Genomic DNA, 17,892 nt, shown 5'->3' with positions numbered 1-17,892 from the left:
TCGATGCAGTCGCGATACCGATGGAGAACCCGCGCGGGCAACGAATGCTGGCTCCCGTGACAAGCACTTCGCACAACCAGACGCCGGCGCTGGACCGAGCCGACCGTACCTGGCTCGACACCCACATCGACGGGCCCGTCCTGATCCCGGTCGACCATGACTACGCCTCGGAGACCGCCACCTTCAATCTCACTCTCGCGCACCGCCCGCTGGTCGTCGTCGGGGCCACGAGCACCGCGGACGTCCAGAACGCGGTCCGGTTCGCCGGCCGTCGCGGGCTCCCGGTGTCGATCAACGCGACCGGTCACGGCGCGGTCGTCTCGGCCACCGGCAGCCTGATGATCAACACGAGTCGGATGTCCGACATCAAGATCAACTCCGTTGCCCCGTACGCCCGTATCCAGGCGGGAGTCCGTGCGAACCAGCTCATTCCGGCCGCCGGCGAGCACGGGCTGGCCGCCATCTCGGGATCGTCACCGCTGGTCGGGTCGGTCGGGTTCACGCTCGGCGGAGGACTCAGCCCGGTCTTCGGCCGCAGCAAGGGCTTCGCCGCCGATCACGTCCGCGCCTTCAAGATCGTCACCGCGGACGGGCAGCTACGCCACGTCACCGCCGACCGCGAGCCCGAGCTGTTCTGGGCGGTCCGCGGCGGCAAGGGCAACTTCGGCGTGGTCACCGAGCTGGAGTCCGGCCTGTTCCCGGCGTCCCGCCTGTACGGGGGAGGGCTCTACTTCGGCGGCGAGCACGCGCCGGCCGTGCTGGAGACCTGGCGCGGGTGGGTGGAGCATCTGCCGGAGTCGCTCTCCACGTCGTTCTGCCTGCTGCGGCTGCCCGACCTGCCGTTCGTCCCGGAGCCGATGCGGGGCCGGCTCACCCTGCACCTGCGGATCGCCTACCTCGGCAGCGCGGACGAGGGGGCCGCGCTGGTCGAGCCGTTGCGCGCCGCCGCGCCGGCCTTCCTGGACACGGTGGCCGAGATGCCCTACGCGAACGTCGCGTCCATCCACAACGACCCGACCGAGCCGGGCGTGGCGGTGGACCGGACGGCGCTGCTGCGGGAGCTGTCGCCGCAGGCGCTGGACACGCTGCTGTCGCTGGCCGGTCCGGACACGCCGCCCGAGAACCATCTGATGATGACCGAGGTCCGCCTGCTGGGCGGTGCGCTGAGCCGCCCGCCGGCCCTGCCGAACGCGGTCGGCAACCGCGGCGACGCCGAGTTCTGCCTGTTCATCGCCAGCATCCCGGCGCCGGTCGAGGGCGACATCGAGCGTATCCGCGCGGTCGAGGAACGGTTCCTGGACCGGATGGCGCCGTGGGGGACCGGTGGCATGTACGCGAACTTCATGTCCACCGAGGACACGTCGGCGGCCTCGGTGCGGATGGCGTACGACGCCGTGGCGTACGAAAGGCTCGTGGGAATCAAGAAAACCTACGACCCGTCGAACATGTTCCGGATCAATCACAACATCCGGGCCGCGTGATGTCAGCCGGTCGCGGTGATGCTCAGGGGGGTGCTTGTGAGGGTGTCGCAGTACACGTGGGCCAGGTCGATGGACACGTCGGTGAAGACCATCTTGGGCAGCATCAGCGGTGGTGGTTGTTCGGGCGTGAAGGTCATCGGGATCAGGCCGCCGAACTTGCCCTCGAACCTCGGGGTGTAGAAACGCACGTTCTGGTCGGTGATCAGCTGGTTGGCCTTGAACAGGGTCCGGCCGCCGCCCACCTCGTCGATCGTCAGGCGGAAGTTGTCGTTGATGGCCTTCGACATGTTGAACTGCAGCGCCTTCATGGTGCCGCCGTCGCGGGTCGGGACGTCGGCCACGCCCTCGTAGGTCGCGTCGATCAGGGTCAGCTTGGTGTCCTGCATGAGGCCGGGCTTGATGGCGTTGAGCCCGATTCCGCCGCCGTCGGACACCTTGCCGAAGATGCGTGGGCCCAGGCAGGGGAGCTCGGAACCGCTCGGATCGGGCTCGGGCGCCGAACTCGGAGCGGTGACCTGGGTCGATGCTGACGCGGCTGGGCCAGCGGTTTTCGACGGCTCGCCGCTCGGATCGGCCGTTTTCGTCGGCTGAGCGGTCGAACCGGTGGGGTCCGGCGCGGTCGAGCCCGGCCCGGACGTGTCGCGTGACGCGGTGGGCTCCGTCGGCGGCGTCGGCGACACGCTCGGCTCGGGTGACGCGGATTCGTCGCCCTTGATGCCGAGCAGATCGCCCACGCCGTCGGCGACGCCCTTGACCCCGTCCACGACCGGGTGACCGTCCTCGTCAGCCGCGGCCGGGGGCGCCTGCGAGGGGGATGCGGCTGCCCCGGACGACTCCGGGGCAGCTCCCGACGGCCCGGGGCCCGCCGCCGACGAGCGCCCGGCCACCGGCAACACCAGCGAGGCAGACGGCGTTGCCGAATCCGAGGGCGCCGGCGCTGACGGGGACGCCGACGAGGCCGACGCTGACGAGGCCGGCGCCGACGGTGACGTGGACCGGGACGGCAAACCCTCGGGACACTCGACCTCGGCCCGGGCCGGGCGCGAGCCTCCCGCAACCAGGAAACTCGCCGCCAGGCCCGCTGCCGCCAGTCCCACCACCAGCGCCTTGCCGCGGAACACACCCCGTGGCGGTTCCTCCGGCTCCATCCCCGGAATGAACGCCGGCCGGACATCCTCGGTCGGCCGGTCGTCATGGCCCGCTGTCTCGATCCGCTCGGTGACCGCCTCCGGCGACGACGGCTCCGGCACCGCGTCGTCTCCGGAATGCCCGGTCGGCGGCGGGGGAGTCGCCGCTCCCGGCTTGATCCGTGGCGGACCCCACGCGATCAGCAACGCCCCACCGGCGAAGCCGACGAACATGCTCAGGCCCCACCCGCCGAAGTTCAGGCTGACCAGCGAGTACAGGCAGGTGACCAGCGCGATGACCCCGTAGAAGATCCGCTGTGCCGGGGTGAACCAGCCGAGCAGCCCGCACATCAGAATCACCACGGGGATCACGTACGAGAGGAATCCGGCCGGGCCCAGGTTGATCTGGATGTTGCCGAACGGGTGCAGATTGGCGCTCAGAAAGAAAAGGATCGACGCCAGCACCAGGAACAGGCCGCCCCAGAACGGGCGCGTCCGCCGCCAACGGCGGAACCGGTCCCAGAAATCGCTGTCGGTCGCCACAAACCCTCCAATAAGAAAGCACGAACGAGGCTCGCGAGAGTTTTCCCCGCGAGCCTCGCCGATCAGGTCAGAAACACTCTTCGCCGTCGCCGATGTGCAGCTTCAGGCTCATGCCGGGCAGCCGGAAACTGCTCGCGGACGTCGAGTACGCGACCTGCTGGAGATTGTCGATAGTCACGCCATCGGCTTCCTGGCCGAAGCCGCCGGAAGTCCCGTGCGATCCGGCGCCGTCCTTCTTGAGCGACGCCGCGTCGCTGCCGATGTCGATGTGATCGAATGTCGCGTCACCGCCCAGGTCCCGCATACCGATGAGCAGGTCTTCGGCGGTTGCCGGGTCGTCCGGATCCTTGCCGGCCTCGATGCGCAGGACGATGGGGCCGACCGCGACGGTCTGGCAAAGGTTGTAGATCTTGGCGTCGTGGATTCCGGAGATGGCCAGAATCTTCTGAGCGGGGACATCGCCGTGGGCCGGGATGTCAGCGTTCGACGCCGTGGCCACCTGTCCGCTGTATTGCGTGAAGCCGTTGCCCTCCAGCCTGTCGGCGCTGAGCTTGAACGTGGTGCCGGAGATGACGATGTTCGTCGGAATGGCGCCCTGCGCGACCCCGACCATGACACCGACGACGGCGGCGGTCGGAATGACCGCCGCTATGGCGAACCGGCGCCAATTGGTGCGCCCGTACGCCGGAGCGTCTTGCGCATCCTTCACGGATCCTCCTCTGTGGTGGAACTGTGGGGTGGAAGACGGCTCGCAGGCCACACCGCCATCGGGCTTGCATCGACGGGCGACCCTGTCGAACGCGAAGTCAGCAGTGGGGTCCGTCGATGCCGTCGTTAATGTGCGGGAAATGTTGCCGCTGCCGATCACCGGTTACAAGAGGCTTGGCTACCAGTCAGTAACCCAGCTCACGTGATCTAGATAACGCCGCGTGACGACCGGGGCATCGACGACGGGCGAATTAGGACACTTCACTATCGAGACTCGGTGTGGCGGTGACCACACGTATAACTCGCGAACAAAGTTACGGATCGGTAACAGATCTCAGGAATCTCCCAGAAATCGGTGTTAACGACTGAAGGACGGTCAGCGAACGACAGGAAAGGACCGCGGATGATCTACGGGACTCCGACCGAGAAACCACGACGGCGCGGCGCCCTCGGCCGGCTCAGTGGGGTGCTGGTGCTGGTCGGTGTCCTGGTGGGAGTCGCGGCCATCCCGGTCGGCGCGGTGCTCACCTCCGGCGCCCACTGGACCACCAAGCAGCAGGCGCAACTGCCCGGCCAGCTGCTCAGCCAGCCGGCCCAGCAGGTTACCCGGATCTACGCGAGCGACGGCAAGACGCTGATCACCACGTTCTTCGACGAGGACCGGCACGACGTCACCCTGGCCGACATCGCGCCGGCGATGCAGAACGCGCTGGTCGCGGCCGAGGACGTGCGGTTCTACCAGCACGGCGGGGTCGATCTCAAGGGTGCGGCCCGGGCGCTGGTCACCGACGCCAAGTCGGGCGACCCCGCGCAGGGCGCCTCGACCCTGACCATGCAGCTGGTGCGCAACGACCTCAAGGAAGACCCGAACCTGACGCCGGCCGAGCGCGCCGACGCCACCGCCGACACCGCGGCGCGCAAGCTGCACGAGGTGGAGTACGCGATCGAGCTCGAGCAGCGCCTCAGCAAGCAGCAGATCCTGCAGAACTACGCCAACATCGTGTACTTCGGTGACGGCGCGTACGGGGTGGAGGCCGCCGCCAGGCGCATCTTCGGCACCACGCCGGCCAATCTCGATCTGGCTCAGGCCGCCCTGATCGCGGGCATCATCCAGAACCCGGACGGCGACAATCCGATCAGCGGCGACAAGGCGAAGGCCCGGGTCCGCCAGATCTACGTGCTGGACGCGATGCTCAAGGCCAAGATGATCACCCAGCAGCAGCATGACCAGGCGGCCGCCGAGAAGCTCACCTTCGACGGTCAGACCCAGCCCAACGGTTGTGTCGACTCCGCCGACCCGTCGGCGGGCTGGGGCTTCTTCTGCGACTACCTGCAGCGCTGGTGGATGCAGCAGCCGCAGTTCGGTGCCACCGCGCAGGACCGCCAGCAGGCACTGGACACCGGTGGCTACACCGTGATCACCTCGCTCAGCCCGGACGTGCAGAAGGAAGCCGCCGCGCAGTCCCGCTCGGTCTACTCGCTGACCAGCAAGAAGACCCTGCCGATCGCGGTGGTCCAGCCCGGCACCGGCAAGGTGCTGGCCCTGGCCGTCAACCGGCACTTCGCCGGCGGCAACTCGATCGAGGACACCGAGAATCCTCTGGTCAGCGGCGGTCCGGGCGCGTACGGGTATCCGACGGGCTCGACGTACAAGCTGTTCACGATGATCGCGGCACTGCAGGACGGCATGCCCCTGGACTCGACGTTCGACGCGCCCGCACAACTGGTCACCCGATTCCCGGACAACGGACCGCAGAACTGCGGTGGCCAATACTGTCCGCGCAACGCCACGCCGAGCTTCATGGACGGCGAACGCACCATGTGGGACGCGTACGGCCGGTCCGTGAACACGTACTTCGTGCACCTGGAGGAGCAGGTCGGCGTGCCGGCCGCCATCGCCGTGGCGCAGAAGCTGGGCGTGAGCTTCGCCGCCCCCAGCGACCACAAGCAGATCACCAGCAACGCCAAGAACTTCGGCTCCTTCACCCTCGGCGTCACCGACACCACGCCGCTCGAGCTGGCTTCCGCGTACGCCACGGTGGCGTCCGGCGGCACGTACTGCGCTCCGACGCCGATCCAGTCGATCACCGATGCGAACGGGAACCCGGTCTCCGTGCCGGCCCAGTGCAAGCAGGTGCTCCAGCCCGACGTCGCGCACGCCGCGGCGGACGCGGCCCGGTGCCCGGTGGGTCAGCAGAGCGCCGAGAACACGTGCGACGGCGGCACCGCGGAGCAGGCCGGTCAGATCTTCGCCGGTCACCCGGTGGCCGGCAAGACCGGCAGCAGCGAGGACAACTCGACCGAGAGCTTCGTCGGCTTCACCCCGACCATGGCGGCGGCCGGTACCGCCGTCGACCCCGCCAACCCCACCGACCACGTGGGTAGCGCGGTCGAGGGCAAGGTGGTGGTCGCGGTGGCCCACACGTTGCGCACGGCGGTGGGCAACACCCCGTACCCGGACTTCCAGCCGCCCAGCGCCGCCCTGGCGTTTGGGAACTAAAGCTCAAGTGGCCCTGGCGGAAGCCGAAATGCAGGCCCGTGACCACCGCCTACGAGCAGCAGCGCCTGGCCGCGCTGCACCAGTACCGCCTTCTCGACAAGGCGGAACCCGGCGATGATCTCGACGGCGACCTCCGGCCCGTGGTCCGCCTGGCCGCGATGGTGGCCGGCGTCCCCGCCGCCGCCGTCCACATCATCGACGAGCATGTGCAGCGCCCGCTCGTCGCCACCGGCTTCGAGGCCGCCGTCGTCCGGCGTACGGAATCTCTGTGTGCCGTACGCCTCGGCGAGTTCGTGCATCGCCACGACGCGCGCCTCGACCCCGCGTACGCCGTCAAGCCGCCGGTCACCAGCGGCACGGTCACCTTCTACGCCGCGGCACCGCTGGTCACCCGGGACGGGTACGCCCTCGGCTCGCTGTGTGTGTTCCACGACGAGCCCCGCGAGCTCACCGAGGACCAGGTCGCCCGGCTGAACGACCTGGCCGCCGTGGTGATGGGCCTGCTCGAGCGCCGCCGGCAGGCCCGCTTCAACGCCGAACTGGTCACCGAGCTGCGCGAGAAGCACGAGGAACTGCGCCGCGCGCACGCGGACCGGGCCGCCACGATCGCCGAGCTCCGCCGCTCCAACTCCGAGCTGGAACAGTTCGCCGTCGTGGTCAGCCACGACCTGGCCGCCCCGCTCACCGTGGTCAAGGGCTACCTCGAGGTCCTCGGCGACGACGTCGGCGAGCACGACCCGCGGGCCACCGCGTGTATCGCCGCGTCGACCCGCGCGGTGGACCGCATGCAACGCCTGATCAGCTCGCTGCTCTCCTACGCCCAGGCCGGTAACGCGCCGTGCCGCCGTGAGCCGGCCGCCCTCGGTGAGCTGGTCGAGCAGGCGATCACCGACCTGCGCGGTCAGCTCGACGACGCGACCATCGTGGTCGCGCCCGATCTGCCGGTGCTCGACGCCGACCCGATCCTGATCCGCCAGCTCCTGCAGAATCTGATCGGCAACGCGCTCAAATACCGTCGCGCGGACCGGGCCGGTCGCATCGAGATCGGCGCCGAACGAGGCGCCGGCGAATGGCGGATCACGATCGCCGACAACGGTGTGGGCATCCCGGCCGCCCAACGCCGGCGCGTCTTCGACATGTTCACCCAGGTGGACCCGTCCGCGCGTACGGGCCATGGGGTGGGATTGTCGACCTGCCAGCGGATCGTGGACCGGCACGGCGGCCGGATCGGCGTCCTGGAGACCCCGGGCGGCGGCACCACCATGATCTTCACGCTGCCCGCCACCGTCGCGGCGGCGGACCTGGCGGTGCCGCGATGAAGGTCCGCCAACGCGTGACGGGCGGCTTCGCCGTGCTGCTCACGCTCTTCGTCACGCTCGTGATCGTGCAACTCGTCACCGGCGACCGCCTGCGCGCCAGCCACGTCACCACGGCCCGCGACATCGCCCGCGTCCGCGAGCTCAACCGCGACGCGCTGCAGAACATGACCGACGCGGAGACCGCTGTGCGCGGCTTCCAGCTCACCGGCGACAAGAGCTTCCTTGCCCCGTACGCCGGTGGGCGGGCCGGCGCGTACGCGGCGTTCGAGCAGCTCTGGACCGACGCGACCGACGACGAGGTCCGCCGGCTGCTGTCGGTCGAACGTTCGAAGACCGCGGACTGGCTCTACTCGTACGCGATCCCGATCGTGAGTAGCGGCAAGCCGGACACCAACGCCGCGCGGGTGGCGCGCGGCCGCGAGATGTTCGACGAGATCCGCACGGCCAACGCCGCCGTGAGCGCGGCGATCGAGGCGCAGCAGCGGCTCGCGGACGCGCGCGCGACCCGTGACGCCCGCGTGGCCGACCTGGTCTTCGCGGTGCTGGCCGGGCTGATCCTGGTCACCGGCCTGGTCACCGCGATGCTGCACGAGAAGCATGTGATGGCACCGCTCGAGCACATCCGGGGCACCCTGCGCCGGCTCAGCGGCGGCGACCTGTCCGCGCGGGTGGCGCCGTCCGGCCCGGCCGAGATGCGCGCGGTCGCGGACAGCGTCAACGACCTGGCCGAACGCACCGAACACCTGATCGCCGCGGAACAGGCCCGGGCGGCCGGCAGCGAACTGGTCCAGGCCGTCGCCGCCGAACTGAAGGCCGAGCGGGAACTCGCCGTGACCGGTGCGAAGATCGCCGAGCTGGCCGGACTCGCGTTCGGCGCCGAGACCGCGCACGTGCGGATCGTCGCCGACGCGGACGCCGAGGCCGCGATCTCCTGGCCGGCCACCGCGCTGTGGCTGGCCGGCGGCACGGTCCGCGAGATCGGCGCGGCCCGGCCCGGTGCCGCCTTCACGCTGCCGGAATCGGACGCGGTCGCGGTGTCGCTGGGCGACGCGGGCCTGATCTGCCTGGTGCGCCGCGACCGTCCGGAATGGACCGAGGAGGAGCAGCGGCTGCTGGTCGCGCTGGCCGGCGAGATCGACCACGCGGTCCGGCAGGAGCGGCTGCGCCGCCAGCAGGACCGCCTCATCGGTGACCTGCGGGTACTCGACCAGCAGAAGGACGTGTTCGTCTCCACCGTGACGCACGAGCTGCGGACCCCGCTGACCAGCATTCTCGGCTACACCGAGATGGTACTCGACGAGGACGACGTGCCGGACGCGCACCGCCGCAGCCTGGCCGTGGTGCTGCGCAACGCCCACCGGCTCCAGGCCACGGTCGGCGACCTGCTGCTGCTGGACCGCTCGGCGGTACGCGACGCCGAGGCGCTCCCGGTCGACCTGGCCGAGCTGGCCAGTGGGCTGCACCACGACCTCGACGCGGCGGCGCGCGCCAAGGATCTGCGCAGCCACCTGGACTGCGAGCCGGCCTGGGTGCGTGGCGACGGCCCGCAGCTCAAGCGGGCGATCCGTTACCTGATGGAGAACGCGATCAAGTTCACCCCGTCCGGCGGTCGCCTCGAATGCCGGCTGACCGCGACCGACCGGCACGTGACCGTGGCGATCACCGACACCGGCATCGGGATTCCCGAGGCGGACGTGCCCGGGCTGTTCACGCCGTTCCACCGCGCGGCGAACGCGATGGACCAGGCCGTGCAGGGCCCGGGCCTGGGCCTGGCGATCGTCCGGGACATCGTCACCGGGCACGGGGGGACGGTGGCGGCGCGCTCTGAGCTGGGGCGGGGGAGCACGTTCACGATGACGCTTCCGGCCCTGGCCGGTCAGTAGCCGGCGGGTCAGTAGCCGGCGGGTCGGTGGCCGGCGGGTCGCTGGCCGGCTGGGCAATGGCCGCCGGCGCCGCAGTAGCCGACTGCGCGGCACCGGCTCGCAAGCCCTTCCAGATCCGGTCGCGGGTCAGCGGCAGCTCGGTGAAGCGCACCCCGGTCGCGTCGCGCAGCGCGTTGGCCAGGGCCGGGGCGACCGGGTTGAACGGGCTCTCGCTCATCGACTTGGCGCCCAGCGGCCCGATCGGGTCGTCGACAGCGGCGAAGCGGACCTCGGTGCGGGGCACATCGGCGAATGTGGGAAGGTGGTACTGGCGGAAGCCGGTCGTGGTGACCCGGCCCTCCGCATCGATGTCGACATGCTCGGCCAGCGTCGCGCCGAGCGCCTGCGCGACACCCCCTTCGATCTGTCCGCGGCACTGCAGCGGGTTCATCACCGTGCCCGCGTCGGCGCTGTGCAGGCTGCGCAGGATCCGCAGCTCGCCGGTCTGCGGGTCGACCGCGACCCGGAACCGGTGACAGTTGAACGCCACCGACCGCGGGCTGCCACCCCAGTGCCCGTCGGCGCGCACCGGCCCGTCCGCGCGCGCGGCGATCTCCTTGAGCGCCTGCTCATCGATGACACGGCCGCCGGCGAGCTCGACGATGGCCGCGCGGAGGTTCGTCGCGGCGTGCAGCACGGCCTTGCCGGCCACGACGACGCCGGTCGACCCGAACGCGCCGGTGTCGTGCCGCACCAGGTCGGTGTCCGACTGCCGGAGCACGATCCGGTCCACAGTGGTGTGCAGCGCGTCCGCCGCGATCTGCGTGTGCACGGTGGTGCTGCCGTTGCCAAACTCGGCCGTCCCGACCGCGACCTCAAACCGCCCGTCGGCCAGCAGCGTCGCGCTCGCGTCAGCGAAGTGCCCACCGGGCGGCCCGGCCGCGATCATCGACACCGCCATGCCCTCACCCACCAGCCACCCCTCCGGCGCAGCCACCCCCATCTCGTCCGCGGGCCCGTTCCCTGCCGCGCGCTCGCCGTCTGCTTCGCGCCCGTTCCCTGCCGCGCGCTCGCCGTCTGCTTCGCGCCCGTTCCCTGCCGCGCGGCCGCCCTCTGCCTCGCGCCCGTTCCCTGCCTCGCGCTCGCCCTTCACCTCGCGCCCACCACCAGCCGCGAGCCCGCCCCCCTCTCCACCCGAAAAATCATCAAATTTCCGGATTTGGTCGAGGCACTGATCGAGCCCGTAGCTCGCAATCGTCAAGTCGGTCGCGTGATCGCCCGGCGCGACCAGCTCCTCGCCAGCCCGGACGATGTTGCGTTCGCGCAGGTCAACCGGGTCGATGCCGAGACGCCGCGCCAGCTCGTCCAGCACCGACTCGACCGCGAAGATCACCTGCCCCAGCCCGTACCCACGAAACGCGCCCGCAGGCACGGTATTCGTGTAGACCGAGTACCCCTCGGTGCGTTTGTTGGGGCACCGATACACGGCGAGGGACTCGTGGCAGCCGTGGTACATCACCGAGGGGCCGTGATTCCCGTACGCCCCGGTGTCCGACACGACGCGCAACTGCATCGCGGTCAAGACACCGTCCGAGCGCGCCCCCGCCTTCATCGTCACGGTGAACGGATGCCGGGTGGTGGCCGACGTGAACTGTTCGGCCCGCGTGTATTCGAGCCGCACCGGCCGGCGCAACCGCAGCACGGCCAGCGCCACCAGGTCCTCGACCAGCATCTCCTGCTTGCCACCGAAGCCGCCGCCGACCCGCCCCGCGATCACCCGCACCTTGTCCATCGGCAGGTCGTACAAATCGGCCAGCTCGCGGCGCACCAGGAACGGCGTCTGCGTGCTCGACCGTACGACCAGACGCTCGTCCTCGTCGATCCAGCCCACCGCGCCGTGCGTCTCCAGGCTGGCGTGCTGCACGCGCGCCGTCCGAAATGTCTCCTCGTAGACCTCGTCCGCCGAGTCGAACCCGCCCGCCACGTCCCCGATCGACGCCTTCAGCGAAGCCACCACATTGGACGATTTATCCGCATGAACCAGCGGCGCGTCCACCCGCAGCGCATCGGCCGCGTCGAACACGGCCGGTAACTCCTCATACTCGACGGCCAGCGCCCGGCACCCCTCCTCCGCCGCCGTCTCCGAGGTCGCGACGACGGCCGCCACCCGCTGACCGTGATAGCGGACCACGTCGTCGAGCACCTTCGTGTCCGCCGGATCCTCGTCGACCAGCTCATGCATCGCGGTCGAGAACAGCTTGTCCGGCACGTCCGCGTGGGTGAACACCGCCGCCACCCCGGGCACCGAGAGCGCCGCCTCCGTCCGGATCGTGGTGATCCGAGCATGCGCGAACGGCGACCGCAGCACCTTCATGTGCAGCACGCCCGGCACGTCCACATCGAACGTGTACCGCGCCGTCCCGGTCACCACCTGCGGTCCGGCCGGCGCGCCCAGGTCGGCCCCCACCGCCCGGGACGGTTCGGTCACGGTGTTGACCACGCCGTCCAGCGCGTCGGCGATCGACCGGTACCCCGTACAGCGGCAGAGGTTGCCTTTGAAACTGCGCGGCAGGTCGGCGCGCTGCTCCTTGGTCAGCGCGGCCGTCGTCATGATCAGACCGGCGGTGCAGAACCCGCACTGAAAGCCCTGCGCGTCGAGAAACGCCTGCTGAGCCGGGTGCAGTCCGTCCGGTCCGGCCAGCCCCTCGACCGTGGTGATCTCGCGGTCGCGCGCCCGGAACGCCGGATACACACACGAATGCACCGGTACGCCGTCCACATGCACCGTGCACGCGCCGCAGTCCCCGGTGTCACACCCTTTCTTCACCCCGAAGAACCCGAGTTCCCGCAGGTACGTCCGGAGGCACTGCCCGGCACGCGGCGGCTCGTCGAAGGCGGCACCGTTGACCCTCATGCGCTCAGCTCCCGCCGGATCCGCTCGGCGGATAGCCGCGTCATGTGCCGTCGCCAGGCCGGCGATCCGTGCACGTCGTCCACGTAGGCCTCGTCCGGGATCCGCTCGGCCAGCGCCACCTGCACCATCTCCGACGAAGGCAGAACCGAGAACCTCAGCACGTACGGCGTACGGGTGGACGCGGTGACCGTCAGCGTGAATCCGTCGTCGTCGAGCCGGCCGATCACCAGGGCCGCCGACCGTCCGTACGGGTGCAGCGACGACTGCCGCAACGCGGTCCGCGCCCGCAACGCCCCGGCCGGCAGGTGCACCGACCGCAGCAGCTCACCCTCACCCAGCACGGTGGTGCCGTCCCCGGTGACGAACTCCGCGACCGGCACCCGCCGCTCACCGTCCGGCCCGATGAGCAGGCACGTTCCGCCGAGCGCGGCGCCCAGCGCGATCATCGGCCCGGCCGGCAGCGCGGCGCACAGATTGCCCCCGACCGTGGCCACGTTCCAGACCTTGAACGAGGCCAGGAACGCGTCGCAGCACTGCCGGGCGATCTCGTAGCCGCTGCCGGCGAGCTCGGCGATCGTGCAGGTCGCCGCGATCTCCAGGCCGTCGTCGCGTACGGTCAAGGCCGGCCAGCCCGCCGCGGTCAGATCGAGCAGCCTGGTCAGGTGTGGCCGCGGCTCGCCGAACAGGAACGTTCCGCCGCCGAGCCACGCGTCGCCCGGGCGCCACTGACCCACCTCGGCGGGGCTGATCACCTCGGCGACCGTGTTCAGGTCCACGTCCGTACGTTACGCGGGTATCAATGCACTATCAGGGTGGTCGCGACGACCGAGAGTGCCCAGGCGAGCAGCAGGGCGACCGGCCGGTGCGGCACGTCGATCTCCGGGGGCGGCGGCACCGGGCTGATCGCGAAGGACTGCTGCCGCGCGTCGCGCAGGGCCGCCACCAGCTGATCCGCGCTGCGCTGCGCCTGCGGCGACGGCCAGGGCGCGGGCACCGGCACGGTCAGCACCGACGCGCCCGCGGTGAGCACGATCGTGCCGTCGTCGTCGTACACCACCGCGCTGTCGGTCGCCCACGGCTGCCGGTCGCGGCCGCGAAACCCGACCGATGCCACCCCGCCCACGTGCCAGCGCAGGCGCGGCCGGAGCTGACTGCGCCACCCGAACTCGTATCCGGCGGCCCCGGCCCCCGCGCTCACCAAGATCATGACGGTGAGCGGTACCCCGGCCAGCACGGCCAGCTCCCCGGCGGCGAGGGCCGAACCCAGACCGATCGCGATCGTCGCCGCCCAGGCCCGCTGCGGGGCGATCCGATGTTCACGAGCCGTCACCGCGTCCACACAGTGATCGGCGGGTCGCAGCGCGGCCGGGTCGACGAGCTGCTCCTCGTCGTCCTCGATCTCGCGGGGCAGCCCCTGCACCACGTCGTAGGGCACCACGATCACCTCGCCGACCGGGCCCACCGGCACGTGGACGCGCCCCTCGGCCTCGACCGCGCACCAGCTCCCCGCCGTCGGCGAGCCGTAGAGGGTGCCCGCCACCGTGTGCGGTTCGTCCTCGTCGGGCGGCACGTCCGGCTCGGCGACCGGGAAGCCGAATTCCCGGGCGGTCTGCCCGTCCGGGGCCGCGAGCAGGACATGGACGTAGCCGAGCTGTTCCACGACGCGTACCGCATGAACGGGTTGCGGGGTGCCGAACAGCCGCCGCAGTGACCGCTGGTGCCGCAGCGCGCGGGCGAGAAGCGCGCAGCCGAGCCCGAACCCGGCCATGGCGCTCGGGTTGATCAGCACCGCCACCAGCGCGGACACCACCAGCAGCGCGAACCCGGTCACCTCGGTCGGGACGGCCACGTGCGGCAGACCGTGCGGGGCCGGCGGCGGGCGGTGCGGCACGACCTCCGGACTCCCGGCCCGCTCCCGCCGGGCGATCACCAAGGCGACCAGCGCGTACGCCCAGACGACCGCGACCGTGGCGGGGGAGGCGGCGAGGGACGACCAGACGATCGCGCCGAGCACCGCCGCCCACGCCGCGGACCACCGATGGGCGTACGCCATCAAAGCGGGAGCCAGCAGCACGCCGAGACCGAGCCAGCGGGCCGCGGGCGCGGGGTCCGCGACGCCGCCGAACCGGCCGAAGACGAGCAGGAACGCGACCACACCGGCGACCGGCACCAGAGCCTCGCCGCGCAGCACCCGACGCATGCCCCTATGGTGGGCGAAGTTGACCCGCTTATGGGCCTTCTTACGGCTTTTGGGCCTCCGCGAGGATCTCCCGGGCCGCGTCCGCGTCGGCCGGGTCGACCAGCACGCGCACGCCGTCCTGCTGCAGTTGCGGCTCCTGCTGGCCGGCGTCGTCGGCGGACACCGCGACCTTGATGCCGTTGCTGCGCAGGAGGCCGGCGATCAGTTCGGCCTCGATGCGGTTGTTGACGACCGCTACGGATACGACGTCCATGGGGCTCCTGTCTCAGAGGGGAAGTTCGGTCCCACTCTGCTCCGCCACCATGTACTCCGCGTACCAGGTAGGCCAATCCGGATCCTCGGCGCCGATGCGCTTCTCGTGCTCGCCGTGCGCCACCGACGCCCGGCGCATGGCCGCGGCCAGGTCGGTGGCCGAGGCGTACGCGGTCGGACCTGGATCGATGCGGCCCGGCAGGCGGGTGGTGACCTCCTGGAGCAGCCAGGTGTTGCCGTCCGGGTCGTTGAACGTGGCGCGGGACAGGTAGCTGCGCCGCTCCGGATCCGGTCCGCTCGCCGGGCCCTGCGGCGTGGCGTGGAAGATCTCGTCCACCTCGACGCCGGCCGCGACCAACTCGTCGCGGGTGGCCACGATGTCGTTGACGATCAGGTACTCCTTGGCCGAGCCGGGCGCCGCCGTGGTCAGCGACGCGCCGAACTGCACCGAGCAGGAGGACCCGGGCGGGGTCAGCTGGACGATCCCGGGCGGCGTGACGTCGAGGCGCCAGCCCAGGCTCTGGTAGAACTTCGTCGATCGGTCGACGTCCGATACGGCGATGACGACGACTTCGAGTTTCATGTCGGTGCTCATGCGGCCCTCCCGGTGGCGTTTTCTCGCCCCTGGACCGTCTCGCGGATCCGCCGCCGGTCGAGCCAGGGACTCACCCTGGCCCGACCCCGTGCGTCACGGTGCGGTGTACCAACGCCCCTTGCCGTTGACGGTGACGCGCATCTGCCATACCCGCGTGTTGATCGCTCCGGGCGCGCGCTTGTGGAGCCAGCGGTGACATCCCCGGGCGTACGCGGGAAGGGAGGTCTTGTCGCCGAGGCAGAGCAGCGCGCTCGGCAACTGGTTCGGGTCATTGGTGGCGGGCCAGTCGCGGCCGGTGTTGTTCAGCGTCGGCTCCAGCGCGCGGTACCAGGTCCAGGCCATTCGCTGGAAGCCGTACGCGTTCGGGTGCACCCGGTCGACGATGGCCACGCCGCGGGTCCGGCTGTGATCGACCAGGTGGAACGGCAGCCCGCGGGCGGCGACGAGACGCTCGACGCCGTTGTTGAAGGCGCGGGTGCGGGCGGCCTGCGCGGCGATGCCGTTCAGGACGCCGAGGCCGGTCACCTTGGCCACGAAGATCTGCGCGTCCGGGAGCCGGCGGTGGATCCGGTCGAGGAGGGTGGCCATGTGGCCGGTGGGGTCCGGGAGTCCCCTGGTCATGTCGTTGGTGCCGATGTGCAGCAAGATCACATCCGGCGTGTACGCGTCGAGCCAGTGATCGATGTTGGCGGAGATCTGGGTGATGGTCCAGCCCGGGTGGCCCTCGTTGTCGCGGTCGGCGCCGGTGCCGGAGTGCTGCGAGCCGACGAAGTCGACGTTGAGTCCGGCGGCGGTGAGGCGGCGGTAGAGGTCGGTGCGGTAGGAGTCGTGAGCCGGGGTGCCGACACCCCAGGTGATCGAGTCGCCGAGGGGCATGATCTTGATGCTTTGGGGCGCTTCCCCGCCTGTTGCCGGCGTGTCTTCGGTCGGCGCGTTCTGTGCCGGCACGTCTTGGGTCGGCGCGTTCTGTGCCGGCGTGTCTTGGGTCGGCGCGTTCTGCGTCGGGGCTTCTTCTGCCGACGCGGGTGCCGGGGCGGACACGAGCAGGCCGAGGGCGAGGGTGGCGCCGAGCGCGCGGCGGGCGAAGCGGATCATGCCTCAAATTTCGGCGCGCGCGGTGGCGGTTCCTATGTCGTTCCGGTTGACAGTTCGTTGTAAACGCCGGCCTCCTCCTGCCCGGACAGCGCCCCGATCGCCGCCATGATCTCGTCGGTGGCTTTCCGGCGGGCGGGCCCTTGACGCCCGTCGGCCGGCGGAGCGAAGAACATCTGCTCACCGAACTTCACGACCACCTTGCCCGGCTTGGGATAGGGCTGCCCGATCGGCTGGATCCGCTCGGTGCCGCATAACGCGACCGGAACCACGGGCGCGCCGGACGCGATGGCAAGCCAGGCCACGCCCGTACGCCCCCGGTAGATCCGCCCGTCGCGGGATCGGCTGCCCTCCGGATGAATGCCGAAAGCTCCACCGAGCCGCAGCACCCCGAGCGCGGTTTCCAGCGACTCCTGCGCCGCGCGATAAGTGCCCCGCGGCACCGGAATGGCATCGATCCCGCTGAAAAAGGCGCGCGAGAAGAAACTGCGCTCGAAATACTCCTGCTTCGCCAGGAAGGACACCCGCCGCGGCGTCACCAGCGGAATGAGGAAGCTGTCCACGACCGACAAATGATTGGCGGCGAGGATGACCGGCCCGCGCCGCGGCACGTTGCGGGCGCCTTGCACATCCGGCCGGAAGGCCACGCGACTCAGCGGCACGAGCATCGGCCGTAGCATCGAGGGCAGCATCATCGCCCCAGGTGAGCGTCGACGGTGGTGGTCAGGACGGCGTCCGGGTCGCTGGAGCCGGTGACGACCTCGAGCGTGCCCCACTGGGAGAGCTGGGCGACCCCGTGCAGTGCCGCCCAGAGCGCCGCCGCGGTCACCCGCGGTTCGGGCACGTCGGCCCGGTCGAGTTGTTCCACCAGCACACCGAACAGCGGCGTACTGGTCTCGCGCAGCCCGATCCCGTTACCCGTGAGCAGATCGTGCCGGAACATGAGCGCGAACATCCCCTGCTCGTCACGCGCGAACGCGAGATACCGATGCGCGAACGACAGCACCGCGTCGCGCGGATCCCCGTCGTCCCGCCCGATCGTCTCGTCCACCACGTCGCCCAGCTTGCGATAGCCCTCGCGGGCGATCGCGGCCAGCAAGGCCTGATGCGTGGGGAAGTAGCGCCGGGGCGCCCCGTGCGAAACCCCGGCCCGCCGCGCGATCTCCCGCACCGAAAGCGCTTCCGGCCCGGCCTCGGCAAGCAACTCGACGCCGGCGGCGACAAGGCGTCGCTCAAGCTCCATGAGCAGTTTCTACCAGCAGGTGTAGACAGTGTCTACCGCTTCACACGTTCTCTCCC

At 70.6% G+C, this 17,892-nt stretch carries 14 protein-coding genes; 4 read left to right on the top strand and 10 right to left on the bottom strand.

Translation table 11 applies throughout. The features are described from left to right. Positions 1-56: 56 nt before the first annotated feature. A complete protein-coding gene (locus tag HH310_RS10195; RefSeq protein WP_211191978.1) occupies positions 57-1,481 on the top strand; it encodes an FAD-binding oxidoreductase in 1,425 nt (474 codons plus the stop codon). Positions 1,482-1,483: 2 nt separating this feature from the next. Here HH310_RS10195 and HH310_RS10190 read toward each other — a convergent pair whose 3' ends face one another. Both HH310_RS10190 and HH310_RS10185 read right to left on the bottom strand, forming a co-directional pair. Then, complete coding sequence (locus HH310_RS10190; protein WP_169175208.1) at positions 1,484-3,151, bottom strand: DUF6114 domain-containing protein; 1,668 nt, start codon at positions 3,149-3,151, stop codon at positions 1,484-1,486. A gap of 67 nt (positions 3,152-3,218) precedes the next feature. After that, positions 3,219-4,019, bottom strand: a complete 801-nt coding sequence (locus HH310_RS10185; RefSeq protein WP_312033944.1) for a DUF6230 family protein — start codon at positions 4,017-4,019, stop codon at positions 3,219-3,221. 243 nt (positions 4,020-4,262) lie between these two features. On the opposite strand from HH310_RS10185, the gene HH310_RS10180 reads away from it, so the two are divergent. From HH310_RS10180 to HH310_RS10170, 3 genes are read left to right on the top strand one after another with little or no spacing between them, the layout of a single operon-like run. After that, positions 4,263-6,359 carry a transglycosylase domain-containing protein gene (locus HH310_RS10180; protein WP_169175207.1) on the top strand — a complete coding sequence of 699 codons (2,097 nt, stop codon included), beginning with the start codon at positions 4,263-4,265 and terminating at the stop codon, positions 6,357-6,359. A gap of 38 nt (positions 6,360-6,397) precedes the next feature. Then, positions 6,398-7,678: an ATP-binding protein gene (locus tag HH310_RS10175; protein WP_169175206.1), complete on the top strand. Its 1,281-nt coding sequence runs from the start codon at positions 6,398-6,400 to the stop codon at positions 7,676-7,678. Continuing rightward, positions 7,675-9,561, top strand: a complete 1,887-nt coding sequence (locus HH310_RS10170) for an ATP-binding protein (protein WP_169175205.1) — start codon at positions 7,675-7,677, stop codon at positions 9,559-9,561. Before HH310_RS10175 ends, HH310_RS10170 begins: the two co-directional genes overlap by 4 nt. Here the strand turns inward: HH310_RS10170 and HH310_RS43685 are convergent. From HH310_RS43685 to HH310_RS10130, 8 genes are all read right to left on the bottom strand, one after another. Further along, positions 9,527-12,454 carry a molybdopterin-dependent oxidoreductase gene (locus HH310_RS43685; RefSeq protein ID WP_169175204.1) on the bottom strand — a complete coding sequence of 976 codons (2,928 nt, stop codon included), beginning with the start codon at positions 12,452-12,454 and terminating at the stop codon, positions 9,527-9,529. The two genes, HH310_RS10170 and HH310_RS43685, sit on opposite strands and share 35 nt — an antisense overlap. After that, complete coding sequence (locus HH310_RS10160) at positions 12,451-13,230, bottom strand: xanthine dehydrogenase family protein subunit M (RefSeq protein ID WP_169175203.1); 780 nt, start codon at positions 13,228-13,230, stop codon at positions 12,451-12,453. The genes HH310_RS43685 and HH310_RS10160 overlap by 4 nt, the downstream gene beginning before the upstream one ends. Positions 13,231-13,250: 20 nt before the next feature. After that, the gene (locus HH310_RS10155) at positions 13,251-14,654 is read right to left on the bottom strand and encodes a hypothetical protein (protein WP_169175202.1); all 1,404 of its coding nucleotides are present in this window, start codon (positions 14,652-14,654) and stop codon (positions 13,251-13,253) included. A gap of 40 nt (positions 14,655-14,694) precedes the next feature. Then, positions 14,695-14,907 (bottom strand): DUF2007 domain-containing protein, encoded by a 213-nt coding sequence (locus tag HH310_RS10150; RefSeq protein ID WP_169175201.1) that lies wholly within the window; start codon positions 14,905-14,907, stop codon positions 14,695-14,697. Between the two features lie 12 nt (positions 14,908-14,919). Then, positions 14,920-15,501, bottom strand: a complete 582-nt coding sequence (locus HH310_RS10145; RefSeq protein ID WP_248293864.1) for a VOC family protein — start codon at positions 15,499-15,501, stop codon at positions 14,920-14,922. A 93-nt stretch (positions 15,502-15,594) separates the two neighbouring features. After that, positions 15,595-16,596, bottom strand: coding sequence for an SGNH/GDSL hydrolase family protein (locus HH310_RS10140; protein WP_169175200.1), 1,002 nt, complete (start codon positions 16,594-16,596; stop codon positions 15,595-15,597). A 32-nt stretch (positions 16,597-16,628) separates the two neighbouring features. Continuing rightward, positions 16,629-17,261: a 1-acyl-sn-glycerol-3-phosphate acyltransferase gene (locus HH310_RS10135; RefSeq protein ID WP_248293863.1), complete on the bottom strand. Its 633-nt coding sequence runs from the start codon at positions 17,259-17,261 to the stop codon at positions 16,629-16,631. Between the two features lie 23 nt (positions 17,262-17,284). Next, positions 17,285-17,836 (bottom strand): TetR/AcrR family transcriptional regulator, encoded by a 552-nt coding sequence (locus HH310_RS10130; RefSeq protein WP_169175199.1) that lies wholly within the window; start codon positions 17,834-17,836, stop codon positions 17,285-17,287. Positions 17,837-17,892: the final 56 nt, after the last annotated feature.

Source organism: Actinoplanes sp. TBRC 11911, from assembly GCF_012933445.1.
In the GTDB taxonomy this organism is placed as follows: domain Bacteria; phylum Actinomycetota; class Actinomycetes; order Mycobacteriales; family Micromonosporaceae; genus Actinoplanes.
This window is presented reverse-complemented; position numbering and strand designations above follow the sequence as displayed.